The following is a 24,627-nucleotide window of genomic DNA, read 5'->3' on the forward strand; positions in this document are numbered from 1 at the left end:
AACCGGCCCCGAACCGTCCGTACGCACCGGGCGGTCATGTCGCGGCCCCGGAGGCAGCGGCGTGGTCGCCGAGTGCGGTTGCCGAGGCGAAGAGTTCGGATTCCGCCCGCGTGCGTACGGTGACGACCGCGCCGCGGTAGCGGGCGAGGGCGGGCAGGATCAGCAGGGCGTCGTCCCCGGGGGTGAGAGGTGCAACAGCCGTGACGGTCGGTGTCTCGTCGGATTCTGTTGGTACGGGCTCGGATTCGTGGACCGCCGATTCGGATTCCGCGGCTGCGACCGCGGATTCGGTTGCCGGCTCCGGCACGACGTAGCGCTCGAGCAGGCGCAGGCGTTCGAGCAGGGACAGCACCTCGCGGGTGAGGCCGGGGACGTCGGCCTGCCACTGGGCGGCGAAGGTGGACCCGTAGCGGTCGGTGAGGGCCTGGACGGTCTCGCGGATCCATGCCATGGGGATGATCGGGTAGCCGTTCTCCACCACGTCGTGCGGCTCGTCCGGATCGGGCGAATCGTCCTCGGGGACATCGAAATCCGGCGGCACGACCAGGGGCGCGAAGACCGTCGACCCCGGGATCGCCTCGTCGAGCGCGGCCGCCAGGGCCGTACCCGGCTCGGGCCGCGGGCGGCGCTCGACAGGGTGGTCGATGTCCAGCACCAGATCCGCGATCTCGCCGACCAGCAGCAGCGCCACCTGGGCCAGGGTCCCGGTCCCGGGGAATCGGATGTCCGAGAAGCGGCCCGAGGTGTCGATGAGCGCTACGCCCTCGGCGCGGCGCTCGGCACGCAGGCCGGTGAGCAGCTCCACCTCGGCCACGATTTTCTCGGTGGCCAGTTGCGCCCGCTCCTCACCGGTGAGCTCGCCGGCGTACACCACGGGCCGCTCGACCAGCGCGCGGCGCACCCGCCGGGCCGCCGCGGCGCGGGTCTGTGGCGCGAAACGGCCCGCGCCGCCCTCGGATTCGCCGCCCAGCAGTCCCTGCACGCTCTGTAGATGCTGCAGCGCCCGCGGCGGCCGGAACAGCGCGAGCACCACGGTCCGGTCGATGTCGTACAGCGCCTCGCCGGCCTCGGGATCCGCCGCCCAGCCGCCCGCGTCGCCGTCGGCCAGCGTCAGCGCGCCGCGCGCGCCCAGCCAGGCCACCGCGTCGACGAAGGCGTCCCGATCCGCGGCCCGGTCCGTGGAGAGTTCGAGCCCGTCCACCCGGGTCGCGTAGGACGCCACCCGGTCCGCCAGCTCCGACAGTGTGATCTGGTCCCCGGCACGACCCAGCGCTGCCAGCGCGAGCGCGAGGTAGGCGTAGCGACGGCGGTCGAAGACGCGCTCGGCGGGCGTGCGCGCCGGGCGGCCGGGATCGAGCCGGTCCAGCACGGGAAACAGCCGCGCGGTGGTCTCGGTGACCTCGAGCCGATACCCGAAGAGCTCGGCCAGATCCTCGCGCAGCTCGGTGGCCCAGCGCCGCATCAGCGGTAGCGCGATGCGATCCGGATACGTCCGCGTGACAAGGTGATTGGACAGAATCACCCGCGCCGCGCGCTGATAGCTGTCCAGCACAAGCGAATCGATCGAGCGTGCGTGGATCACGACTGTTCTCCCGCCCCGGGCGTCGCCGCGCCGGCCGCCCCGCCTCGCGCTGTCGGTCGCCCTCCTGCGGAAGGCGTACGCGCACGGCCGTTCTCGCGCACCTCGAGGCGCCGCCCGTTGAGATGCAACAGGCCCCGCGAGGTCCGCACGACCGTCGACCCCGGATGCTCGCGCACGGTCAGGGTGACCCCGCTCTCGGATCCGGTGGTCCCGCTGCGTCCGCTGACGGGCACCCAGGCGGTCGAGGCGGCGTCGAGCAGCCGCAGCAGCACCTCGGTCTCGCCCTCGTCCAGGATCCGCTCGTGCACGTCGGCGGCGGCCAGGGACTGGGCCGCGGCGGCCCGCGCGCGCTGCGCGTCCAGCTGGGCCTGGCGCAGCCGCCGGATGCCCGCATCGTTGCGCGAGATGCGCGAGGGCGCCCCCGGCGAGGGCGGGCGGCCGGTCTCCGCCAGGGTGCGCGCGATCTCCAACGGCGGTGCGTCCCACCACGATCGGATCGCCGGAACGACATCAGCGTCCGGATGTTCCATGGACAGGTGGCGGGGGCGGCTCAGCCCGAAGACCGCGTCGAACAGCGCGTGCGCCGCCTCGGCCGACGGCGTCGCGGTGAACCACCCGGCCAGATGCCGCAGCGCCGACTCCCGGCTCACCCCGCCCTTGCGCGTCTCGGTGACCCGGCGCAGCAGCGAGAGCACCGCGGCGATGGCACTCATCGTCGCATCCCGGAGCCGCTCGGCCTCGGTTCCGGCCGGACCGTCGGCCGCACCGGATTTGCCTTCGCCCGAACCGATGTCGGCGGCAGTGCCGACGAACCACCCGCGCAGCCCGCGCCAGCGGTCTCGCCAGTCGTCCTCGCGATCGGCGACGCTCAGCAGGACGCGCTCGTCGCACGCCGCGGCTCGCGCGATCATCTCCTCGACGCCGGTGTCCTGCACCTCGGCGATCGCGGCGGCAAGCCGCGGGGCGAACCGCGCCAGATCCATGCTGAACTCGCGCATGTGCGCCAGCAGCGCATCCTTGTGCGCGAGAAACGATTCCGGTGTCGCCTCCGTGGTGCGCACCAGGTCTCCGAGCGTCAGGTAGAAGTGCGCGGCCCGGTCGGCCAGCTCCGAGAGCGTGGTGTCGAGCCGTTTGAGGATGCGGTAGACCCGCTCGGCATCGCGGGCGCGGTTGGCCTGCGCCAGCGCCTGCAGATCGGCCAGCAGCTCGGGCAGCACCAGGCGCGAGAGGGCCGCCTCGTCCAGCCGCGCGCCCAGCACCTCGGTGACCGCTCGGTAGGCGTGGTATCCGCCCTGGGAGAACTGGTAGACGAAGTGCCGGTTGCGATATTCGGCGAGCGTCGCCGCGCGGGTGCCGTCGTAGCTACGCTCCAGCACGCCCCACTGGTGCAGCTGTTCGAGCAGCGGTCCGACCTCGAGGGCGGACAGCCGCGGCGCGTCGGAGAACCGGGCCAGGGCGTCGGCGACGTCGCTGGCGTGCAGCAGCACCACATAGGCGGCGCGAGCCTGGTCGAACGCGCGCAGCACCCACAGGTATTCACCGCGCTTCTCGGCCGTGGCGAAACCGAACAGCCGCAGGCGGTCCTCGACCGCGAGGGCGTCGATTCCCGCGGGGGCGAAGACAACTCGGCCCCGCGGGATGGCGGAATCATCGAAAAGAGCGTCCGGTCCGGCCGCGCGCGTGGTATCCGGGGGGACCCCGGGTGCGGCCGCGAGGGAACCCGTGTCGACCGCGGGCGCGGCGGCGGGCAGCAATCCTTCAGCGGACTCGGTCACCGGGACAGGGTAGTACCGAACCCGAGGCGCGCTACGCGGTGCCCGGGCGTCGGCGCGCCGCGCGGGGCGTGCCGGGACTCCCGGCGCCTAGCGGCCGCTTCGCTGCGGCGCGTGCGACATGCGCACCGTCGGCTCGTCCGGCCCGCCCTCGGCCGCACCGGTTCCGACGGCGACCGCGGAGCGCTCGACCGTGAGCAGGCTCTCCTCGTTGTGCTCGGCGTGATAGGCCCGTCCGCCGCCGTTCAGGCCGAACAGTCGCTTGGACCACAGCAGCCACAGCACCGCGACGATGTTGATCGCCAGCATGCCCGCGCGCAGCACGGTGATCTTCTCGGTGAGCTCGTAGATCTCCAGCGGCAGGAAGATGGCGGTGGCGATGACGGCGAAGTATTCACCCCAGCGCTGCGCCAGCCACAGCCCGATTGCCTCGATGAACTCGATGATGGCGTAGGCGAGCAACCCGGCCGCGATCAGGGTGAGCACGGTCGGGGAGAGCTTCCAGCCCTCCTCGATGAAGTGCACGATCTTCGAATTGTCCGGGTTCCATCCCAGCTGGTCGGTGATCGGCCGGATGAGCGGCATTTCCTTGTCGAACGATTCGTGCAGTTTGGTCTGCGAGCGGCGCACCTGGAACACCCCGGCGGCCAGCGCGACGAACAGCACTCCGCGGAAGATCCGCTCGACGGCCAGCAGTCGCATGATGAATCGGTCCCGCAGCAGCCGCCCGCGCGGCACCTCGGGCGCCTCGTCGGCGGGGCCACGCCCGCGCGGCTCGCCGACGACGAAGTCGCCGCAGCGCAGGCACCGCCAGGCGGTCCCGGCGGGAGTCGAAACATGAAGGCGGCGGGCAAGTTCGGTCTCGTCGGGCGCGTAGGTGGCATGCCCCCGCCACGAGCAGGTCCGCAGACTGAAGTCCATCGCAGGAGGGTAGCAATTGTCGCGTTCGCGCGGGCGAATCAGTTTGTGGTCAGGCAGCGGAGCTGATCCAGATAGTTGTGGGTGCGCGGGTCGTCGGGATAGCGCTCGATCATCTCCCGCGCGGTCTCCCCGGCGATCCACATCAGCGACGGCAGCGACCGGCGCGTGCCGGAGAACGCGCGTAGGCCCTCGTCGACGGCCAGATCCAGATCTCGCCGGCGCACCGCCACGACGGCCAGGGTGAGCTGAGCCTCGGAGACGCGCATCGGTTTCAGGACCGTCCCGCAGGGCCCGGTGGACGTCTGGATCACTTGGCGCGCATGGCTTTCCGCGAGGCTGTCCTCGCCGATGGTGCGGCAGCAGTCCATGGCGTAGAAGTCGAACTTCTGCGGATCGACCACGAAGTGGTTGTCCAGATTGGCCGGATGGTCGAGGCGGTCCAGGATGGCGCGACCGCGGCGCAGCGCGGCCTCCATCGCCGACCGGTCGCCGATCCGCGCCCAGCCCTTGGCCTGCTGGGCGGCCAGCAGTACACCGACGCCGAGCTGCTGGGTGGTCGCCACGGCGGCATCGGCGGCGTCGATGGCGCCGCGGTAGTTGCCCTGGGTGAGCGCGAACCATGCCGCCATTTCCGCGCCCCAGCCGAGGATCTCGGCGTGCTCGGCCTCGCGGCCCAGCGATAGCGCGGCGCGGCGGGTGGCCTCGGCCGCGGTGCGGCGGCCCAGGTCGTAGTCGGCGCAGCCGACCAGTAGTGCGACCCAGCCCGCCAGCACGAGCACCTCGCGATGCTGCGCCAACGTAAGTCGACCGTCCAGTAGGGAAGTGATGCGGCGTAGCCAGGCCGTGCCCTCGGCGTGCAGGTCGTGCGGATCGGCGCAGGAGTATTCGCAGCACAGCCGCTCGGCGGTGATGCGGATGGCTTCCAGGGTGGCCGAGGAGACGTCGGACATGCGCAGCCGGCCGAGGAATTCCAGAGTGTCCATCCCCGTGGACGACAGCAGCTCGTCGTCGCGATTGGGCCGGGCCTTGGGAAAGAACGCGGCGGTGACGGTGTCGAAGGCGGCGGCGATGATCGGCGCGTAGAACTCGTCCGGCCGGGACTCGCCCGATTCCCATCGGCGCCAGTTGCGTAGCAGGGTGCTGTCCGTCGGCAGGGTGTGCGAGGATTTGGCGCGCATCGCCCGTACCGCCTCGGTTTGTGACCACCCCCTCGCGTCGCGCTCGGAACGCATCCTGACTGCCCAGACGGGTCGATCGTCACCAGCGGCCACCTATGTAGTATCCCCCTAGTTAACGCAAGATGGCCCGGATAGGGCATCTCGATGTCAGTGGATTGACATCTGTAATTGCATTTGTAGATGATGCATGCTCTATACAGGAAGCTCCGAAGGCCCTTCGGTACCGCGGATCAGCGGTGTCCGGTCGCAACGGCAGTACCTCGTCCCAGCAGTACCCCGCCGCAGGCGGGTATCCGACAACAGAACAGCGAATTCTTATCCAGATCCAATGGAGGTTCGGGTGGAAGCGTTGATCTATGGGTATGTGCGTGACGAACTGGCCGACGGCCACTCCCAGGAGCTCGAGGACGCCATGTGCAGCCTCGCGGCGTCCGCCGGAATGTGTTTCGCCGCGACGTTCCATGAATCGACTACCGGCGACGGCACCGCGTTCGCGGAGTTGACCGCCGAGCTCAAGCGTGCCGACGCGCACCACGTGGTGGTGCCGTCGCTGGATCATCTGGCAGGCCAGACGATTCCGCGCGACATCCTGATCGCGAAGCTGGCGGAGGATGCCGAGGCCCGATTGTGGACGGTCGACCATCGTTCCCAGGTGCCGCAGATTCTGCCGGACGCCGAGACCGACGACCTGGCGCTGATCGCGACCACCGAGGTCTGATCGCGCCGGATCGCCCGTGGCCCCGGGCGGAAATCGCCGCGGGGCCAGGGAGTTTCGCAGTACTACATGCCGAACCCGGCCGCGGGACCGCCCCGGCGGCGCAGGTACTTCTCGAACTCCGCGGCGATGGCGTCGCCGTCGATCTTGGACATCGCCTCGTTGAGATCCACCGCGGCGTCGCCGCGCTCCTCGAGCGAGCGCACGTAGTCGCTGACCTCCTCGTCACCGGCGGTCATCTCGTCCACGGCCGATTCCCAATCCTCGGACTGGGCGGGTAGCTCGCCGAGCGGGACCTCGATGTCCAGGACCTCCTCGACGCGATGCAGCAGGGCGATGGTGGCCTTCGGATTCGGGGGTTGCGACACGTAGTGCGGCACCGCGGCCCAGAACGAGACCGCGGGCACACCCGCGCGCACGCACGCGTCCTGCAGCACGCCGGTGATGCCGGTCGGGCCCTCGTAGCGGGTCTGCTCCAGGTTGAACTGCTCGGCCGCCTCCTTGTTGTAGGCGGTGCCGGTGACCGGGACGGGACGGGTGTGCGGCGTGTCCGCGAGCAGCGCGCCGAGGATGACGACGGTGGTGATGTGCAGCTGCTCGACGAGCTCCAGGATGTCGTCGCAGAAGCTGCGCCAGCGCATATTGGGCTCGATCCCGTGTAGTAGCACCACATCGCGATCGCTACCGGGGGGCGAGCAAACCGACAGCGTCGTGGCGGGCCACTGGATCTCGCGGGTGACCCCGTCCACCTGGCGCACCGTCGGACGGTTCACCTGATAGTCGTAATAGTCCTCGGAATCGAGCTCGGCGAGGGGTTCGGCGTCCCAGATCAGCTCCAGATGCTCGACGGCGCCGCTCGCTGCGTCCGCGGCGTCGTTCCAGCCTTCGAAGGCGGCCACGAGCACCGGATCGCGCAGCGTCGGCAGGTCCGGATCGGGTGATGCACTGGCGTTCACCCGGCCAGCCTACGGCGTAGAGGCCCTGCCTTTCACGGCATATTGCTCGAGAGGGCGTGTCGATGCCGGGGGCATTAACACAAGGCGATGTGGAACGGTGCAAATGTGGCGCAGGACACTCCACCGGGCCGCTACCTGGCGTTTACCCGGCGCACCGGTCGGAGCTGTCACAGGCTCCCACTACTCTTTAGTGCATGTCTGCGTCTTCCCGCATCGAGTTCGATACCACTCTGCTCGACACGCTCGCCCGGCGTGTGGTGATCGGCGATGGCGCGATGGGCACCATGTTGCAGGCTGCGGATCTGTCGCTGGACGATTTCCGTGGCCTGGAGGGGTGCAACGAGATCCTGAACGAGACCCGTCCGGATGTGCTGCGGCATATCCACCGCGCGTACTTCGAGGCGGGCGCGGATGCGGTGGAGACCAACACCTTCGGATGCAATCTGCCGAACCTGGCTGATTACGACATCTCCGATCGGATCCGGGATCTCTCGGAGCGGGGCACGCGGCTCGCGCGCGAGGTGGCCGACGAGATGGGGCCGTCGGCGGACGGCACCCCACGCTACGTGCTGGGCTCGATGGGGCCGGGCACCAAGCTGCCGACCCTGGGGCATGCGCCGTTCGCGGTGCTGCGCGATGCGTACGCCGAGGCGGCGCTGGGCATGCTGGACGGCGGCGCCGACGCGATCCTGATCGAGACCTGCCAGGACCTGTTGCAGGTGAAGGCCGCGGTGACGGGCTCGCGGCGCGCGATGCTGACCGCGGGTCGGCGGATTCCGATCATCACGCACGTCACCGTCGAGACCACCGGCACGATGCTGGTGGGCAGCGAGATCGGCGCGGCGCTGACCGCGATCGAACCGCTGGGCGTGGACATGATCGGGCTGAACTGCGCGACCGGCCCGGCGGAAATGAGCGAACATCTGCGGCATCTGTCGCGCCACGCCCAGGTGCCGGTATCGGTGATGCCCAACGCCGGCCTGCCGGTGCTAGGTGCGAACGGCGCCGAATACCCGCTGACGCCGGAGGAATTAGCGCAGGCACTCAGCGAGTTCGTGTCCGAATTCGGGCTGTCGATGGTCGGGGGCTGCTGCGGCACGACGCCCGAGCACATCCGGCAGGTCGCCGCGGCGGTCCACGGGACCGCCCCGGCCGTGCGCACGCCGGTGCACGAGCCGAGCGTAGCGAGCGTCTACACCGCGGTGCCGTTCGAGCAGGACGCGTCGGTCCTGATGATCGGCGAGCGCACGAATGCCAACGGCTCCAAGGCGTTCCGGGAGGCGATGCTGGCGCAGGACTGGCAGAAGTGCCTGGACATCGCGAAGGATCAGACCCGCGACGGTGCGCACATGCTCGATCTGTGCGTGGACTATGTGGGCCGCGACGGCGCGGCCGACATGTCGGAGCTGGCCAGCCGCCTGGCCACCGCCTCGACGCTGCCGATCATGCTCGATTCCACCGAAACCCCGGTGCTGCGTGCGGGTTTGGAGCACCTGGGTGGTCGCTGCGCGGTGAACTCGGTGAACTACGAGGACGGCGCCGGTCCGGATTCCCGGTTCCAGAAGACGATGGCGCTGGTCGCCGAGCACGGCGCGGCCGTGGTGGCGCTGACCATCGACGAGCAGGGCCAGGCCCGCACGTGGCAGCACAAGGTCGAGATCGCCGAGCGGCTGATCGAGGACATCACCACCAACTGGGGCCTGCTCGAGTCCGACATCATCGTCGACACCCTGACCTTCACCCTGGGCACCGGTCAGGAGGAGTCGCGGCGTGACGGCCTCGAAACCATCGAGGCCATCCGGGAACTCAAGCGGCGGCATCCGAATGTGCAGACGACGCTGGGCCTTTCGAACATCTCGTTCGGGTTGAACCCGGCGGCGCGGCAGGTGCTCAATTCGGTGTTCATGCACGAGTGCGTCGAGGCCGGGCTGGATTCGGCGATCGTGCACGCCTCGAAGATCCTGCCGATGAGCCGGATCCCCGAGGAGCAGCGCCAGGTCGCGCTGGATCTGGTGTACGACCGGCGTTCGGAGGGGTACGACCCGCTGCAGAAGCTGATGGCGTTGTTCGAGGGCGTCTCCGCGGCCTCCTCCAAGGCCTCGCGGGCGGAGGAACTGGCCGCGCTGCCGCTGTTCGAGCGCCTGGAGCGGCGCATCGTCGACGGCGAAAAGGCCGGCATGGAGGCCGATCTGGACGCCGCGATGGTCGAGGTGCCGCCGCTGCGGATCATCAACGAGACGCTGCTGTCGGGGATGAAGACCGTCGGTGAGCTGTTCGGGTCCGGGCAGATGCAGCTGCCGTTCGTGCTGCAGTCCGCGGAGGTGATGAAGGCCGCGGTCGCGCATCTGGAGCCGCATATGGAGGCCACCGACGATTCGGGCAAGGGCCGGATCGTGCTGGCCACGGTCAAGGGCGACGTGCACGACATCGGCAAGAACCTGGTCGACATCATCCTGTCCAACAACGGTTACGAGGTGGTGAACCTCGGCATCAAGCAGCCGATCGCGACGATCCTGGACGCCGCGATGGACAAGAAGGCCGACGTGATCGGCATGTCCGGGCTGCTGGTCAAGTCCACGGTCGTGATGAAGGAGAACCTCGAGGAGCTCAACACCCGCGGGGTCGCGGACCAGTTCCCGGTGCTCCTGGGCGGCGCCGCCCTGACCCGCTCGTATGTGGAGAACGACCTGACCGAGGTGTACAGCGGCGAGGTGCACTACGCGCGCGACGCGTTCGAGGGCCTGCGGCTGATGGACGAGATCATGACGGTCAAGCGCGGCGGCGGCGCCGGTCCCGACAGCCCCGAGGCGATCGCCGCGCGCGAGAAGGCCGCCGAGCGCAAGGCCCGCCACGAGCGCTCCAAGCGCATCGCCGCCGAGCGCAAGGCCAAGGAGGTGCCCGTCGTGGTGCCCGACCGTTCCGACGTGGCCGCCGGCCTGCCCGTCCCGGTGCCGCCGTTCTGGGGCACCCGCGTGATCAAGGGCCTGTCCCTGCAGGACTATTCGGGCCTGCTCGACGAGCGCGCGCTGTTCCTGGGCCAGTGGGGCCTGCGCGGCCAGCGCGGCGGCGACGGGCCCAGCTACGAGGAACTGGTGGAATCCGAGGGCCGCCCGCGGCTGCGGCACTGGCTCGAGCGGCTCACCGCCGAGGGCGTGCTGCAGCACGCCGCGGTCGTGTACGGATATTTCCCCGCGGTGTCCGAGGGCGACGATGTGATCGTGCTCACCGAGCCGTCACCCGATGCGCCCGAGCGTTACCGTTTCACGTTCCCGCGTCAGCAACGGGACCGATTCCTGTGTATCGCCGATTTCATCCGGTCGCGCGAATTCGCGGCACAAACCGGACAGGTGGATGTGCTGCCGTTCCAGCTCGTCACGATGGGCCAGCCGATCGCCGATTTCGCCAACGAGCTGTTCGCCGGCGACAATTACCGCGATTACCTGGAGGTGCACGGCGTCGGCGTCCAGCTCACCGAGGCACTGGCCGAATACTGGCACCGCCGCGTTCGCGAAGAGCTTGTGCTGGAAGGGCATTCGGTCGCGGACCAGGATCCGGCCGACGTGCGGGACTACTTCAATCTCGGATATCGCGGCGCCCGTTACTCATTCGGCTACGGCGCCTGCCCCGAACTGGAGGATCGGGCAAAACTCGTGTCGCTCCTGGAATCCGAGCGAATCGGTGTCACACTGTCCGAAGAGTTGCAACTGCATCCGGAGCAGTCGACGGATGCGTTCGTCCTACTCCATCCGGAAGCGAAATATTTTAACGCGTAGGATATTTGCGTTTCCGGGCTCGCGCAGAGTGGCAGGGTGGCTCGGCGTCCGGGCGCAGGGGAAGGTTTTCACAACATGACATCAGACCGGCTGATTGCGGGACGCTACCGGCTGGGCGATCCCATCGGCTCGGGGGCGATGGGTGTCGTATGGCGGGCCAGCGACGTCCGGCTGCGGCGCACCGTCGCGGTCAAGCAGCTGCTCCTGGCGCCGGGCCTGACCCGGGCGCAGGCGCTCGAGGCGAAGATGCGGGCCATGCGCGAGGGGCGCATCGCGGCGCGGCTGCATCATCCGAACGCGGTCACCGTGTTCGATGTCGCCGAGGAGGACGGCCAGCCGTGGCTGGTCATGGAGTTCGTCGACGCGCCGAGCCTGGCCACCCTGATGCGCGAGAAGGGCCAGCTGGATCCGCAGGAGGTGGCACGGATCGGCGCGAAGGTCGCCGCCGCCCTGGCCGCCGCGCACGACGCGGGCATTGTGCACCGCGATGTGAAGCCGGCCAATATCCTGGTCGCCGACGGCGGCGCGGTGAAGATCACCGACTTCGGCATCTCCCGCGCGGTCGGCGATGTCACGGTCACCTCGACAGGATTCCTGGCGGGCACGCCCGCCTACCTCTCGCCCGAGGTGGCGCGCGGGGAGAATCCCGAATCCCCGTCGGACGTCTTCGCATTGGGCTCGACGCTGTATGCCGCGGTGGAGGGCCAGCCGCCCTTCGGGGAGGCGGAGAACCCGCTGGCCGTGCTGCATGCGGTGGCCGCCGCCCGGGTCCCCGAGCCGCAGCGGGCCGGTGCGCTCGGGCCGGTGCTGATGCGGCTGCTCGCCTCCGAGGCGGGCGATCGGCCCACCATGGTCGAGGCGCAGCAGGAGCTCGAGGCCGTCGCCGACGGCCGCGCGCCCGCACCTGTCAAGTCGGCCACCCGGATTCTGCCGAAGGCCGACATGACGACCGGGGATGCGGACGCGACCACGGTGCTGGCGAGCGGCGCGGCCGCCGCGGGCGCGACGGTGCACCTCCCCGCCGGCGGGGCCGCGCCCGCGGGATCGACGGTGGCACAGCCGAAGCCGGGCGCACCGGGAAATCGGCGGGTGCTCATCCTTGCCGCCGCCGGTGTCGTGGTGCTGCTGGTGGTCATCGGGCTCGTCGTCGCGCTGCGGGGCGGCGGCGGAAGTTCTCCGGTGGCGGCGGGAACCTCGCACCCCCAGGCTGCCTCGGCCGGGGTCGCCCAGATCGGTGCCGCGCCGAGCACGCAGGCCGCGAGCACGACGCGGGCGTCGTCGAGCACCGCGACGACCACCGCCACCAGCACGACCGCACCGTCGTCGACCACGACCGCACCGCCCGCGCAGCCGTCCGACCTGGGCGGTTTCATCACCAGCTACTACGGCAGGCTGCCGGGCAATACCAATGGCGCCTGGTCGATGCTCTCGCCCGGATACCAGGCCCAGACAGGCAATTACGACCAGTACACGAGCTTCTGGAACGGCATCTCCTCGGTCAGCATCAGCAACGTCAAACAGGACAGCCCCGGGCATGCCACCGCGACGGTCACCTATACGTTGAAGAACGGCTCGACCACCTCGGAGACCCGCTGGTTCACGGTCGACTCGTCCGCCGGCCGTATGCAGATCTCCGGTTCCGGAACCTGATGTCGATCTCTACGGAAGGAAGCCGCAGGGTGAACGGAGTGCCCGAATTCGACACCGCCGCCGCATCCGGCACTCCGTCGCTCGTGGGGCCGACGGGCAGCGATGCCCGGGTGTCGGTGCACTCCGGCGACGGGGAACTCCGGGCGGTGCTGTGGGACATGGACGGCACCCTGCTGGACTCGGAGAAGCTCTGGGACATCGGGGTGCGTGAGCTGTCGGTGGAGCTCGGCGGCGAGATGACCGAGCAGACCCGGCACGCTTTGATCGGCGCGGCGGCACCGAATGCGTTGCGGATCATCTTCGAGGGCCTGGGTCTCGAGCCGGACCCGGCGGCGATGGCCGAGGCGGGGCGGTGGCTCGAGCGGCGGGTGATGGACTTGATGTCCGGTTCCATCCCGTGGCGGCCCGGGGCCCTGGAGGCGCTGGCCGCGGTGCGGGCGGCAGGGCTGGCGACCGGACTGGTGACCAATACCAAGCGGTCGGTCACCGAGCTGTGCCTGAACACGCTGGGGCGGGAGTACTTCGACGTGACCGTCTGCGGCGACGAGGTCGAGCACGGCAAGCCCGCGCCCGATCCCTACCTGCGTGCCGCCGAACTGCTCGGCGTGCCTGCGGCCCGGTGCGTGGCGATCGAGGATTCGGTGACCGGCTCGGCGTCCGCCGCCGCGGCGGGCTGCGCGGTGCTGGTGGTCCCGTGCGAGATCCCAGTTCCGCCCCGGCCCGGCTATACGCTCCGCGACTCGCTGATCGGCCTGACGATCGACGACCTGCGCGCCCTTCGCCGTTCGGTGTAAACCGTTGCCCCGGTAGCGGATTGCCGCGATCCGCTGAAACCGTGCGGTCGGCGAGGGGGGAGCGGAGCACGAGTGAGTTCGGTGTATGCGGGCCCATCGTTGATTGCCAACCGGTCGGTTTGTCATCTTGAATAGTGCTGCGCTGCATAGCGACTCGTTGGTATGTGACTTTTCCAGTAATCCCGCCGAATCCTGTACCGGGTGGGTACCGTCTTGCCACAATGGTCGCCATGGCAGCGACAGAGGGTCGGGCACAGGTATTTGAATCGGAAACCCTCGAGGCGCTGGTCGAGATCGGCCGATATCCGCTGCGGAAACCGGGATCCGCGGCATGGGACGAGATGGTGGCGGCCGCGCGCGCCGAGCTCGCGCAGGACGGTTGTTGCGTGCTGGCGGGTTTCATCCGCCCCGTACTGCTCGAGGAACTGCGCGCGGAATCCGAGGCACTGGCCCCGCACGCCTACTATCGGGTCGAGCGGGTCAATGCCTACAACATCCCGCTGGATGCCGAACTGCCACCGGAACATCCGGGCCGGATCGTGTTCGAGCGCGGAAATGCCTTCGTGGCACGCGATCTCATCCCGTCCGGGGCGCTCATCGAGATCCTGTACACCAGCCCGCTGTTCCGGCGTTTCCTCGCCGACTGCTTCGGCCTGGCCGAACTGCACGAGTTCGCCGACCCGCTCGCGGGGCTGTGCCTGAACGTCGTGACGCCCGGCAGGTCGCACCCCTGGCACTTCGACACGAACGAGTTCACCGTCTCGATGCTGACCCAGGCACCACAATCCGGCGGCATCTTCGAGTACTGCCCGGGGATCCGCACCCCGGAGGCCGAGAATCTCGGCGACGTCCACGCGGTATTGACCGGCACGGGGGAGCGCTTCGTGCGACGGCTCGAGCTGCGGCCCGGGGATCTGCAGCTGTTCCAGGGACGTTTCGCGCTGCACCGGGTCTCGCCGGTGGCCGGGGACATCCCGCGCCACACCGCGATCTTCGCCTACAACGAACGGCCCGGGGTAGTCGGCACCGCCGAGCGCACCCGGCAGCTGTTCGGACGCGTCCTCCCGGATCATCTGGCCGCCGCGGGCAATGCCGTGCGCGGTGATCGACTACTCGACTGAACTGAGAGGGACGGCCCGTGCCGGTTACGTTGCACAGCACCACCGGAAAAGCCTCGTTCGACGACATCTACGACCGCCCCGATCCCGGCGACTACTACAGTCGCATGTCCGAATTGGACTACCGCATACCGGAATTGGCCAAACCGCACTTCGAGCGGTTGATCGAGGACTACCGGTCCGCCGCCGGCGCGGCCCCGACCGTCCTGGACATCGGCTGCTCCTACGGGGTCAACGCCGCCCTGCTGCGCTTCGACACCACCGTCGGCCAGCTCGCCGAGCACTACCGAGGCGGCGACACCGCCGCCCGCATCGCCCGAGACCGGGCGCGCCTGGCCGCCCGCGATCGGCAGTCGCAGGTGCGTTTCGTCGGCATGGACGCCTCCGCGCCGGCGCTGGCCTACGCCTCGGCGGCGGGGTTGTTGCACGAGGTCGTGCACGCGGACCTGGAATCGGGCGAACCGACCGAGGCGCAGCGGCGGGTGCTGGGGTCCGTGGATCTGGTGCTCTCGACCGGATGCATCGGCTACGTCACCGAGCGAACCCTGCTGCAGGTGGTGCGCGCGCACGGAAAGCGGCCGTGGATGGCGCATTTCGTGCTCCGCATGTACGACTACGAGCCGATCGCCCGGAGCCTGGCCGAGCTTGGATACCGCACCGAGCGCGCACCCGGAACCTTCCGGCAGCGCCGCTTCGCCTCGGAGGCCGAGCGGGACAAGGTGCTGAACACCCTGTCCGCCAAGGGAATCGACCCCTCCGGGGTGGAGGAGGACGGCTGGCTCCACGCGCAGCTGTTCCTGTCCCTGCCGGAATCCTCCGTGCGAGGCCGTGTCGTGCCCGATTGACCTGAGGTCGCCCGACTTTCGCCAAATGTCCGATATCCGGTGCGCGAGACCCTCGGCGTCCCGGCACGCGTCCGGCCGGTATCGCCCGCGGGTTACTGTGTGCCAGTTGACTCCGGCCTTACCGCGCACGAACCGCCAGCTTCGTTGCCCATCGACCCATAAGGATCGCCCGTGACCGACCGAACCTTCGCCTTCGACGACCAGCTGCCGCGTGTACCGCTGCCGACCCTGGAGGACAGTGGGGCGCGCTTCCTGCAGTGGTGCGCGCCGCTGCTGTCCGAGCAGGAGTTCGCCGAAACCGAGCGCACGGTGGCCGATCTGCTGCGCCCGGACGGTCCGGCGCGCGTTCTGCATGCGGATCTGGCCCGGTTCGACGCCGAGCCCGGGGTCGGAAGCTGGCTCGACGAGTTCTGGCCGTCGCGTTATCTGGGGCGTCGCGATCGAATCGCGTTGAACGCCAACTTCTTCTTCCTGTTCCGCGACGACACTCCGCTGGCGGCCTCGACGGCGGCGCAGCAGGCCGAGCGGGCCGCGGCGATCGTCACCGCGGCGGTGGACTACAAGCTGCTGCTGGACGACGAGCAGATCCCGCCGATCGTGCAACGCGGACAGCATCTTTCGATGGCGCAGAACAAATACCTGTTCTCCGAGACCCGGATTCCCGGCGATCCGCAGGACACCGTGCGAGTGCCCTACAGCGACGAGTGGCCCGGGCCGTCGCAATCCCACCACATCGTGGTCCTTTTCCGCGGCGGGCTGTTCCGGATGGACGTACTCGGTCCGGACGGAATCCCTTATGCGACCGAGGATCTCGCCGACGGGCTGCGCGCGGTGATGAAGTCCGGCACGCGCGCCGCGGCCGCCGGCAGCGCCCCGGGCCACCTCACCACGCTCGCCCGCGCGCACTGGGCGCAGGTGCGCGCCACGCTGCGTGCCGAGCCGGTGAATGCGACGGCGCTGGACGTCATCGAGACGGCCCTGTTCTGCGTGTGCCTGGAGGATTTCGCGCCCGCGGACACCCAGCACGCCTGCGATCAGCTGCTGCACGGCGACAGCGGTAACCGGTGGTTCGACAAGGCGGTGTCCTTCGTCGTCTTCGCCGACGGCTCCGCGGGCATCAATGTCGAGCACTGCGGCCTCGACGGCACCACGATCCTGTCGTTCGTCGACACGCTGCTCGAGGCCCCGGTGGCCGAGCACGCGCGGCGCTCCGGTGCGCAGGCCCAGGGCGTGGCGCCGACCGAGGCGATCGAATTCACCCTCGACGGCGCGATGCGCGAGGAGATCGCCGCCGCGGCAGCGGCCTTCGCCGCGTTCGCTGCCGACAACGCCACCCTCACCGTGTCGTTCCCGGAATTCGGTACGGCGCAGGCGAAGGCGCTGGGTATTTCGCCGGATGCGTTCGCGCAGTTGAGCTATCAGCTCGCGCATCGCCGCAGCAAGGGCCTGACCGGCGCGACGTACGAGTCCATCGCCACTCGCCAGTACCGCAACGGGCGCACCGAGGCCATGCGGGTGGTGACGCCCGAGATCCTGGAATTCGTTGCGGCCATGGATGATCCGGCGGCCGCGCCCGGTGCTCGCCTGGCCGCCGCGCGGACGGCCGCCCAGGCGCACGTCACCCGCGCCAAGGAATGCCAGCTCGGCGACGCGCCCGAGCAACACCTGTGGGAACTGCAGATGATCCAGCGCCGGCGCGGCGAGAGCCTCGGCGCGACCGAGCCGATGCCGTTCTACGACAGCCCCGGCTGGCTGATCACCCGCGACGACTTCCTCAGCACCAGCTCCGCGCCCTCGGCCAACATCGAGTACTTCGGATTCGGCTGCACCAGCGCCAAGTGCATCGGTATCGCCTACGTGCTGCTGCCGGACCGCTGGAACATCTACCTGGCCACTCCCGCGCACGTCGCGGATCAGATGCACGGCTTCGCCGAGCAACTGCGGATCGCGGTCGCCGAATTGCGGGAGCTGCTGGGCGGGTCGTAATCCCCGCGGGCACGCCGGGGAAAACCGGTCGAACCTGTGGTTCGCGCGGTGTTACGGTCGGGCCGTGACCGCCACCGCGCCGCCCGAATTCACCTGGCGGCGGCTGATTCCCGCGGACTACCCGCTGCTGGGCGGGTGGCTCGCGCAGCCGCACGTGCGTCGCTGGTGGAATCACGAGGTAACCCCCGACGCGGTGGCGCGGGATTTCGGGCCGACCTGGCGCGGCGAGGAGCCGAACGAGGATCTGCTGATCTTCGTCGACGGCGAGCCGGTCGGTCTGGTGCAGCGCTGCCGGCCCGCCGACTACCCGGAATATCTCGCGGATCTCGCGCCGCTGGCCGAGGTGTCGCCCGAGACGATGACGCTGGACTATCTCATCGGTGACCCCGCCCGCGTCGGCCTCGGGCTGGGGTCCGCGATGCTGCGCGCGATCATCGCCGCGACCTGGATCGAACATCCGTGCTCGGACCGCATCGTCGTCCCGGTCGCCGCGGCTAACCGCGCCTCCTGGCGAGCCCTGGAAAAGGCCGGTATGCGGCGAATCGCCGAGGGTGAGCTCCCGCCGGATAATCCGATCGACGACGGCCGCCACTACATCTACGCCATCTCCCGCCCGGGGTCGCACTGACGATATTCGCTGCTGATGACGGCCGGATGCGCGGCCGGGGGTGCCGTTCATGGCTGGTTGTGGGTGGTGCTCTGATTGCGGCGGGATGCGCGGCCCGGGGGTGCTGTTTGCGGCTGGTTGTGGGCTTGGGTGGTGCTCTGATTGCGGCGGGATGCGCGGCCCGGGGGTGCTGTTTGCGGCTGGTTGTGGGCTTGGGTGGTGCTCTGATTACGGGATGTGTGCCGGGATCTGAAAGAATGCCGACTTGTGAAGACTTTCGAATCCCTGTTCGCCGAGCTCCAGGATCGTGCGGTCAACCGCCCCGAGGGGTCCGGGACCGTGGCGGCATTGGACGCCGGTGTGCATGCGCAGGGCAAGAAGGTGCTCGAGGAGGCCGGCGAGGTGTGGCTGGCCGCCGAACACGAGGGTGACGAGGCGCTGTCCGAGGAGATCTCCCAGCTGCTCTATTGGGTACAGGTGCTGATGGTGGGCCGGGGGTTGAGCCTCGAGGACGTGTACCGACATCTGTGACGGATGACCCGCGCCCGGTGCGCGGGATACGCACCATCTCCCTCCGTCACACGTCCGGAAAGGACATCCTCATGATTCGCGTCGCAGTCCCCAACAAGGGCGCCCTGTCCGAGGCCGCGGTCGGCATCCTGACCGAGGCCGGCTACCGCAAGCGCTCCGATGCGCGCGACCTGTCGGTGATCGACAACGCCAACCAGGTCGAATTCTTCTTCCTGCGCCCCAAGGACATCGCTATCTACGTCGGCTCGGGTGAGCTGGACCTGGGCATCACCGGCCGCGACCTGGCACTGGATTCGGCCGCACCCGTACAGGAGCGCATGAGTCTCGGTTTCGGCGGCTCCGCCTTCCGCTACGCCGCGCCCGCTGGGCGCGAATGGAAGGTCGAGGACCTCTACGACAAGCGCATCGCCACCTCGTACCCGAATCTGGTGCTGACCGATCTGCAGCGCCGCGGCATCCAGGCTGAGGTGATCCGCCTGGACGGCGCCGTCGAGATCTCCATTCAGCTCGGCGTCGCCGATGCCATTGCCGATGTGGTCGGCACCGGTCGCACGCTGCGCCAGCACAACCTGGTGGCGTTCGGCGAGACGCTGTGCGAATCGGAGGCGGTGCTGATCGAGCGTGCGGGCGCGGACCAGCGCGACAAGGCGCGCAACCAACTGGTCGCCCGCATCCAGGGCGTCGTCTTCGCCCAGCAGTACCTGATGCTCGACTACGACTGCCCGAAGGAACTGCTCGACGCCGTCGTCGAGATCACTCCCGGCCTGGAATCGCCCACGGTTTCCCCGTTGGCGGATCCGGCCTGGGTCGCGGTGCGCGCCATGGTGCCCCGCAAGCAGAGCAACGAGGTCATGGACCAGCTCGCCGATCTGGGCGCCAAGGCCATCCTGGCCACCGACATCCGCTCCTGCCGGGCCTTCTAGCGCGGGTCCGGCACGGTCTCGGGTGGTCCCGGGTAGGGCGGCGGGGTGCCGCCGAACGCGGGGCACAGCCGCTGGTAGTCGCAGAATTCGCACAGCCAGCTGCGGTTCGGCGGAAAATCGCCGGACCGCAGGGCGGTGCTGATCGCGGCCCAGAGGGCGGAGAGAATGCGCTCGAAGCGCAGCAGCTCCTCCCTATCGGGCCGATAGGTCAGGATCTGGCCGTCGGACAGGTAGATCAGCCGCAGCTCGGCCGGCACGATGCCGCGGATGCGCAGCATCATGAGTGCGTAGAACTTGAGCTGGAACAGCGCGCGATTCTCCGCACCCGGTGCGGGGGAGCGGCCGGTCTTGTAGTCGACCACGCGCAGCTCCCCGTCCGAGGCGACGTCGATACGGTCGACGAACCCGCGCAGCGGGGAACCGTCCGGCAGGCGCACCTCGAGCAGCGATTCGCATGATTCCGGGTCGAGGGCCGTCGGATCCTCCAGCCGGTAGTAGGCGCGCACGAGACGGTGTACCTCGCCCAGGAATTCGTCCAGGCCGTCGTCGGAGACCAGGCCCCCTACCTCTGGGCGATCTGTCAGCAAACGTTGCCAGGTGGGGGCGATGAGGGCGGCGGCCCGATCCGGGACCCGTTCACCGCTGGGTAGCCCGTACAGCGATTCCAGCACGGCGTGCACCATCGTGCCGCGCACCGCGGGCCGCGCGGGCGGCTCGGGAATCCGATCCACGGCGCGTAATCGATATTTCAATGGACATTGTTTGAAATCCATTGCCCGTGAGGGGGACAACGCCGGAGTGTGCGCCTCCGAGGGCTGCGGCGGCGGGGTGATCGCGGGCGGCGCTGACATACCTGGCAGGCTATCCCGGGGTACCGACACACTTCACAGAGGAGATCCATGACGGCCAGACGGACCGGCCCATTCACCGCGGGGGACCGGGTGCAGCTGACCGACGGCAAGGGCCGCCAGCACACGGTCGTGCTGGAGCCCGGCAAGGAATTCCACACCCACAAGGGCCAGATCCGCCACGACGCACTGATCGGCGCCGATGAGGGCACCGTGGTGCAATCCGCCAACGGCACACCGTATCTCGCACTGCGCCCGCTGCTGGTCGACTACGTGCTGTCGATGCCGCGCGGCGCGGCGGTGATCTACCCCAAGGATGCCGCGCAGATCGTGCACGAGGGGGACGTGTTCCCCGGCGCACGGGTGCTCGAGGCCGGCGCGGGCTCGGGCGCGCTGACCTGTTCGCTGCTGCGCGCAGTCGGTGCCGAGGGGCGGGTGCTGTCGTACGAGATTCGCGAGGATCACGCCGAGCACGCAATCCGCAACGTGGAGCGGTTCTTTGGCGAACGTCCGGCAAATTGGTCGCTGACCCTCGGCGACGTCGCGGACTACGACGGCGAGCGGGTCGACCGGGCGGTGCTGGACATGCTCAAACCCTGGGACGCGCTGGAAGCGGTGTCCAAGGCGCTGATCCCCGGCGGCGTGCTGATCGTCTACGTGGCGACCGTCACGCAGCTCTCGGAAACGGTGGAGGCACTGCGCCGGCAACAGTGCTGGACCGAGCCGCGGGCCTGGGAATCGCTGGTGCGTCCCTGGCATGCGGTGGGCCTGGCGGTGCGCCCGGAGCACCGCATGCAGGGCCACACGGCCTTCCTGATCAGCGCGCGGCGCCTCGCGGACGGCGTCATCGCGCCGAAACCGCAGCGCCGGCCCTCGAAGGGCTGAGCCGGCAGGTCAGCAGGGCGCCATCGCCATCGCCAGGATCGTGCACCCGGTCTTCTCCGACAGTTGCCAGCCCGCAGCGGTGTGCTGCCAGGACATCGGCACCCCGGGCATGGTTCCGTGCGGGGACACGACCGCGACCTGCGCGGTGGCGTCGTCGCCCTTGGCCTGCACGTTCGAGACGGTGAACCCGACCTTGCCGTAGTTGGCCAGGCCCTTGTTCATCTGGTCGATGTTGGCGCTGTGCCGGTTGCCGTCCACGACCAGATTGGTCTTGGCGGCGGTCGGGACGCCCGGATCGGCGAACCGGTCCAGGGTGCCCTGCAGCTCGGCCGACGTGGGTGCGGGGGCGTCCGCCGCGGCGATCGAGCCCCCGGTCAGGACCATGGCGGCGGCGGCGCCGGCCACGGCGATGCCAACGGTGCTGGTAGAGCGGGGTGCACGGGTGCGAGCGAGCATGTGGAGCACGTGCCTTTCAATCTGTTGCGAACAAGTCCAGTAAGGGTAGCCTAATCGTCAAGGGGTATTGGTGCCGGGCCGACATGTCGGTGCCTCGTGCTCTGATGGTGGCGTAACAGGGCGGGCCCGCGAATGCGGTAGCCGCGGAAACACATACGGTGCGCGCCGCGTTACTGCTACAACGGTTACATCCGGCGAAAGGAGTTTCAGCCCACATCGTTCGGCCCGATCCGGCGGAATTAACCAGCCGGAAACAGGTTAGGTCGAGCTAACACGCTTGACCTGGCGACGAACGCGGCCTAGATGTGATCACGACGAAACCATGTCGGAAAGCGAGAACGGTTCGCGCCCGGTAGCGTTGATAGACCGGGACTGGGAGGAGCAGCATCATGAGCCCCATCGAGAATTCGGATTCGGCGGCCTGGAGAGAACTCGAGGTAGTACGCGCCGAGGCGGCTGCACTCCGAAGGCAACTCGCCGACTCGCCGGATCGTGCAAGAGAATTGGAAGCGCGCGTCGATTCGCTGACAATTCGCAACACCAAGCTGATGGACACCCTCAAGGAGGCGCGTCAGCAGCTGGTGGCCCTGCGCGAGGAGGTCGATCGGCTGGGCCAGCCTCCGAGTGGCTACGGCGTGCTGATCGGCGTCTACGACGATCAGACGGTCGACGTGTTCACCTCCGGACGCAAGATGCGCCTGACGTGTTCGCCGAATATCGACACCACCGTCCTGCACTACGGGCAGTCAGTGCGCCTGAACGAGGCACTGACCGTCGTGGAGGCGGGCAGCTTCGACCAGACCGGTGAGCTCGGCACCCTGCGCGAGGTCCTCGACGATGGTCGCCGCGCGCTGGTGGTCGGCCATGCCGACGAGGAGCGCGTGGTGTGGCTCTCGGGCCCGCTGTCCGCGTTGGTCGACGTGGACGACGTGGAGGATCCCGATCGCCCCATCCGGCGGCTGCGCGCGGGTGATTCGCTGCTGGTCGACACCAAGGCCGGATTCGCCTTCGAGCGCATCCCCAAGGCCGAGGTCGAGGATCTGGTCCTCGAGGAGGTGCCGGATGTCGGCTACGAGGACATCGGCGGCCTGTCCCGGCAGATCGAGCAGATCCGCGACGCGGTGGAGCTGCCCTTCCTGCACAAGGATCTGTTCCGCGAGTACGCGCTGCGCCCGCCCAAGGGCGTGCTGCTCTACGGCCCGCCCGGATGCGGTAAGACGCTGATCGCCAAGGCGGTGGCCAACTCCCTGGCCAAGAAGATCGCCGAGGCGAGGGGTGAGGACGCGAAGGAAGCCAAGTCGTTCTTCCTGAACATCAAGGGCCCCGAGCTGCTGAACAAGTTCGTCGGCGAGACCGAGCGGCACATCCGGATCATCTTCCAGCGGGCGCGCGAGAAGGCGTCCGAGGGCACCCCCGTGATCGTGTTCTTCGACGAGATGGACTCGATCTTCCGCACTCGTGGCTCGGGTGTGTCGTCCGACGTGGAGACCACGGTCGTGCCGCAGCTGCTGTCGGAGATCGACGGCGTGGAGGGCCTCGAGAACGTCATCGTGATCGGCGCGTCCAACCGCGAGGACATGATCGACCCGGCCATCCTGCGGCCCGGTCGCCTCGATGTGAAGATCAAGATCGAGCGGCCGGATGCCGAGGCAGCGCAGGACATCTTCTCCAAGTACCTCACGGAGACCCTGCCCCTGCACGCCGACGACATCGCCGAGTTCGGCGGCGACCGCACCAAGTGTGTGCAGACGATGATCGAACGCGTCGTCGACCGCATGTACGCCGAGAGCGAGGACAACCGCTTCCTGGAGGTTACCTACGCCAACGGTGACAAGGAGGTCCTGTACTTCAAGGACTTCAACTCCGGCGCCATGATCCAGAACATCGTGGACCGCTCCAAGAAGTACGCGATCAAGTCCGTGCTCGACACCGGCAACCCGGGTCTGCGCATCCAGCATCTGTTCGATTCGATCGTGGACGAGTTCTCCGAGAACGAGGACCTGCCCAACACCACGAATCCCGATGACTGGGCCCGCATCTCGGGTAAGAAGGGTGAGCGGATCGTGTACATCCGTACGCTGGTCACCGGCAAGAACGCCAGCGCCAGCCGCGCGATCGATACGGAGTCGAACACGGGCCAGTACCTGTAAGCCCGCAAAACACAAGGGCCGCAGCCTCAATGAGGCTGCGGCCCTTGCTCTTTCCGGGGATACTCAGGGGTGGGTGGTGACCGTTTGCAGGACGATGTCGGACTTGGGGGCGCCGTCGCCCGAGCCGTCCCGGGTGCCGCCCGCCGCGATGTTCTGCAGGACGTCCGTGCCGCCGGTGATGCGGCCGAAGGGGGTGTAGTTCGGGGGCAGCTGAGAGTCCTTGTACACCAGGAAGAACTGGCTGCCGTTGGTGTTGGGGCCCGCGTTCGCCATCGCGATGGTGCCCGCCGGGTAGGTCGCGCCCGCCAGGTTCTCGTCCTGGAACTTGTAGCCCGGCCCGCCCGAGCCGCTACCGGTCGGGTCGCCGCACTGCAGCACGAAGATGCCCTCGGTGGTCAGCCGATGGCAGTGGGTGCGGTCGAAGTACTGCTGGCCGGCCAGGAAGACGAACGAGTTGACGGTGACCGGCGCCTTCGCGGCATTGAGCGAGGCGGTGATGGTGCCGCAGTTGGTCTGCAGGACCGCGGTGTAGTTGGCGTGTGTATTGATCGACATACCCGGCGGATTCGGCCACTGCTTGCCGTTCGACTGTCCGGGGGCGGCGGGCAGGCAGCCGGGGGTGTTGGTGTGCAGTGGGACCGGCGCCGCCAGCGCCCGGCCGGTGGCCAGGAGTGCGATGGCCACACCGGCGGCCGCGAGGCCGATCCGCCGGATGGCGGCGCCTCGCGGTCGCCTGTCGACGTCGGGCTGCGGGGTCTGCGGAACGCTCTTCACCGGCGTGGGGCTCCTTCATAGCGGGGCGGGATGGCGGGTCAGTCGCGGATCATGCCATCTCGTGCAGCGGGTGTCCGCGGAAAGCCGATACCCGTTGTCCGCTAGCACTTACCCGTTGTCCCGGCGCGCTAATCGTCGTCTCGCGCGGGCGGGCGCCAGATGC

General features: G+C 68.9%; 20 protein-coding genes. 12 read left to right on the top strand and 8 right to left on the bottom strand.

Annotated features, from left to right (window positions below; genetic code table 11):
- Positions 1 to 34: 34 nt before the first annotated feature.
- The 4 genes from ABH933_RS32200 to ABH933_RS32215 all read right to left on the bottom strand — a co-directional run bounded on the left by ABH933_RS32200 (position 35) and on the right by ABH933_RS32215 (position 5,453).
- Positions 35 to 1,579, bottom strand: a complete 1,545-nt coding sequence (locus ABH933_RS32200; protein WP_429423490.1) for a TIGR02678 family protein — start codon at positions 1,577 to 1,579, stop codon at positions 35 to 37.
- Positions 1,579 to 3,159: a TIGR02677 family protein gene (locus ABH933_RS32205; protein WP_429423491.1), complete on the bottom strand. Its 1,581-nt coding sequence runs from the start codon at positions 3,157 to 3,159 to the stop codon at positions 1,579 to 1,581. Before ABH933_RS32205 ends, ABH933_RS32200 begins: the two co-directional genes overlap by 1 nt.
- Before the next feature lie 285 nt (positions 3,160 to 3,444).
- The gene (locus tag ABH933_RS32210; protein WP_429423454.1) at positions 3,445 to 4,275 is read right to left on the bottom strand and encodes a DUF2127 domain-containing protein; all 831 of its coding nucleotides are present in this window, start codon (positions 4,273 to 4,275) and stop codon (positions 3,445 to 3,447) included.
- A 38-nt stretch (positions 4,276 to 4,313) separates the two neighbouring features.
- Positions 4,314 to 5,453 carry an XRE family transcriptional regulator gene (locus ABH933_RS32215; protein ID WP_429423455.1) on the bottom strand — a complete coding sequence of 380 codons (1,140 nt, stop codon included), beginning with the start codon at positions 5,451 to 5,453 and terminating at the stop codon, positions 4,314 to 4,316.
- Positions 5,454 to 5,793: 340 nt separating this feature from the next.
- Between ABH933_RS32215 and ABH933_RS32220 the strand changes: the two genes are divergently transcribed.
- Positions 5,794 to 6,171: a hypothetical protein gene (locus ABH933_RS32220; protein ID WP_308166500.1), complete on the top strand. Its 378-nt coding sequence runs from the start codon at positions 5,794 to 5,796 to the stop codon at positions 6,169 to 6,171.
- Positions 6,172 to 6,233: 62 nt separating this feature from the next.
- Here the strand turns inward: ABH933_RS32220 and ABH933_RS32225 are convergent, their stop codons facing one another.
- Positions 6,234 to 7,124, bottom strand: coding sequence for a PAC2 family protein (locus ABH933_RS32225; protein WP_215916920.1), 891 nt, complete (start codon positions 7,122 to 7,124; stop codon positions 6,234 to 6,236).
- A gap of 194 nt (positions 7,125 to 7,318) precedes the next feature.
- Between ABH933_RS32225 and metH the strand changes: the two genes are divergently transcribed.
- From metH to hisG, 9 genes are all read left to right on the top strand, one after another.
- Positions 7,319 to 10,897, top strand: coding sequence for a methionine synthase (metH, locus tag ABH933_RS32230; RefSeq protein ID WP_429423456.1), 3,579 nt, complete (start codon positions 7,319 to 7,321; stop codon positions 10,895 to 10,897).
- A 75-nt stretch (positions 10,898 to 10,972) separates the two neighbouring features.
- The gene (locus ABH933_RS32235; protein ID WP_429423457.1) at positions 10,973 to 12,547 is read left to right on the top strand and encodes a serine/threonine-protein kinase; all 1,575 of its coding nucleotides are present in this window, start codon (positions 10,973 to 10,975) and stop codon (positions 12,545 to 12,547) included.
- A 116-nt stretch (positions 12,548 to 12,663) separates the two neighbouring features.
- The gene (locus ABH933_RS32240; RefSeq protein WP_429423492.1) at positions 12,664 to 13,341 is read left to right on the top strand and encodes an HAD family hydrolase; all 678 of its coding nucleotides are present in this window, start codon (positions 12,664 to 12,666) and stop codon (positions 13,339 to 13,341) included.
- Between the two features lie 230 nt (positions 13,342 to 13,571).
- Positions 13,572 to 14,462, top strand: coding sequence for a HalD/BesD family halogenase (locus ABH933_RS32245; protein WP_429423458.1), 891 nt, complete (start codon positions 13,572 to 13,574; stop codon positions 14,460 to 14,462).
- A gap of 17 nt (positions 14,463 to 14,479) precedes the next feature.
- Positions 14,480 to 15,304 (top strand): class I SAM-dependent methyltransferase, encoded by an 825-nt coding sequence (locus tag ABH933_RS32250; RefSeq protein ID WP_429423459.1) that lies wholly within the window; start codon positions 14,480 to 14,482, stop codon positions 15,302 to 15,304.
- A 171-nt stretch (positions 15,305 to 15,475) separates the two neighbouring features.
- Positions 15,476 to 17,290 carry a choline/carnitine O-acyltransferase gene (locus tag ABH933_RS32255; protein ID WP_429423460.1) on the top strand — a complete coding sequence of 605 codons (1,815 nt, stop codon included), beginning with the start codon at positions 15,476 to 15,478 and terminating at the stop codon, positions 17,288 to 17,290.
- A 64-nt stretch (positions 17,291 to 17,354) separates the two neighbouring features.
- The gene (locus ABH933_RS32260; protein ID WP_429423461.1) at positions 17,355 to 17,918 is read left to right on the top strand and encodes a GNAT family N-acetyltransferase; all 564 of its coding nucleotides are present in this window, start codon (positions 17,355 to 17,357) and stop codon (positions 17,916 to 17,918) included.
- A 228-nt stretch (positions 17,919 to 18,146) separates the two neighbouring features.
- Positions 18,147 to 18,428: a phosphoribosyl-ATP diphosphatase gene (locus ABH933_RS32265; RefSeq protein WP_429423493.1), complete on the top strand. Its 282-nt coding sequence runs from the start codon at positions 18,147 to 18,149 to the stop codon at positions 18,426 to 18,428.
- Between the two features lie 71 nt (positions 18,429 to 18,499).
- Positions 18,500 to 19,351: an ATP phosphoribosyltransferase gene (gene hisG, locus ABH933_RS32270; RefSeq protein ID WP_429423462.1), complete on the top strand. Its 852-nt coding sequence runs from the start codon at positions 18,500 to 18,502 to the stop codon at positions 19,349 to 19,351.
- On the opposite strand, the gene ABH933_RS32275 is transcribed toward hisG, so the two are convergent.
- The gene (locus tag ABH933_RS32275) at positions 19,348 to 20,202 is read right to left on the bottom strand and encodes a RecB family exonuclease (RefSeq protein WP_429423463.1); all 855 of its coding nucleotides are present in this window, start codon (positions 20,200 to 20,202) and stop codon (positions 19,348 to 19,350) included. The two genes, hisG and ABH933_RS32275, sit on opposite strands and share 4 nt — an antisense overlap.
- A 48-nt stretch (positions 20,203 to 20,250) precedes the next feature.
- On the opposite strand from ABH933_RS32275, the gene ABH933_RS32280 reads away from it, so the two are divergent.
- Positions 20,251 to 21,084 (top strand): tRNA (adenine-N1)-methyltransferase, encoded by an 834-nt coding sequence (locus tag ABH933_RS32280; RefSeq protein WP_429423464.1) that lies wholly within the window; start codon positions 20,251 to 20,253, stop codon positions 21,082 to 21,084.
- A gap of 9 nt (positions 21,085 to 21,093) precedes the next feature.
- On the opposite strand, the gene ABH933_RS32285 is transcribed toward ABH933_RS32280, so the two are convergent.
- Complete coding sequence (locus ABH933_RS32285; RefSeq protein ID WP_429423465.1) at positions 21,094 to 21,540, bottom strand: hypothetical protein; 447 nt, start codon at positions 21,538 to 21,540, stop codon at positions 21,094 to 21,096.
- Positions 21,541 to 21,929: 389 nt separating this feature from the next.
- On the opposite strand from ABH933_RS32285, the gene arc reads away from it, so the two are divergent.
- Positions 21,930 to 23,690 (top strand): proteasome ATPase, encoded by a 1,761-nt coding sequence (arc, locus tag ABH933_RS32290; RefSeq protein ID WP_215916930.1) that lies wholly within the window; start codon positions 21,930 to 21,932, stop codon positions 23,688 to 23,690.
- Between the two features lie 63 nt (positions 23,691 to 23,753).
- On the opposite strand, the gene ABH933_RS32295 is transcribed toward arc, so the two are convergent.
- The gene (locus ABH933_RS32295) at positions 23,754 to 24,464 is read right to left on the bottom strand and encodes a peptidylprolyl isomerase (RefSeq protein WP_429423466.1); all 711 of its coding nucleotides are present in this window, start codon (positions 24,462 to 24,464) and stop codon (positions 23,754 to 23,756) included.
- Between the last annotated feature and the right edge of the window lie 163 nt (positions 24,465 to 24,627).

Origin of the sequence: Nocardia sp. GP40, from assembly GCF_050434125.1 — a bacterium.
Classification (GTDB): Bacteria; Actinomycetota; Actinomycetes; order Mycobacteriales; family Mycobacteriaceae; genus Nocardia; species Nocardia albiluteola.

Bases quoted from the DNA above. Each gene is read 5' to 3' on its own strand.
- ABH933_RS32210 (WP_429423454.1), bottom strand. From the start codon at position 4,275: ATGGACTTCAGTCTGCGGACCTGCTCGTGGCGGGGGCATGCCACCTAC.
- ABH933_RS32215 (WP_429423455.1), bottom strand. From the start codon at position 5,453: ATGCGCGCCAAATCCTCGCACACCCTGCCGACGGACAGCACCCTGCTA.
- metH (WP_429423456.1), top strand. From the start codon at position 7,319: ATGTCTGCGTCTTCCCGCATCGAGTTCGATACCACTCTGCTCGACACG.
- ABH933_RS32235 (WP_429423457.1), top strand. From the start codon at position 10,973: ATGACATCAGACCGGCTGATTGCGGGACGCTACCGGCTGGGCGATCCC.
- ABH933_RS32245 (WP_429423458.1), top strand. From the start codon at position 13,572: ATGGCAGCGACAGAGGGTCGGGCACAGGTATTTGAATCGGAAACCCTC.
- hisG (WP_429423462.1), top strand. From the start codon at position 18,500: ATGATTCGCGTCGCAGTCCCCAACAAGGGCGCCCTGTCCGAGGCCGCG.
- ABH933_RS32275 (WP_429423463.1), bottom strand. From the start codon at position 20,202: ATGTCAGCGCCGCCCGCGATCACCCCGCCGCCGCAGCCCTCGGAGGCG.
- ABH933_RS32280 (WP_429423464.1), top strand. From the start codon at position 20,251: ATGACGGCCAGACGGACCGGCCCATTCACCGCGGGGGACCGGGTGCAG.
- ABH933_RS32285 (WP_429423465.1), bottom strand. From the start codon at position 21,540: ATGCTCGCTCGCACCCGTGCACCCCGCTCTACCAGCACCGTTGGCATC.
- arc (WP_215916930.1), top strand. From the start codon at position 21,930: ATGAGCCCCATCGAGAATTCGGATTCGGCGGCCTGGAGAGAACTCGAG.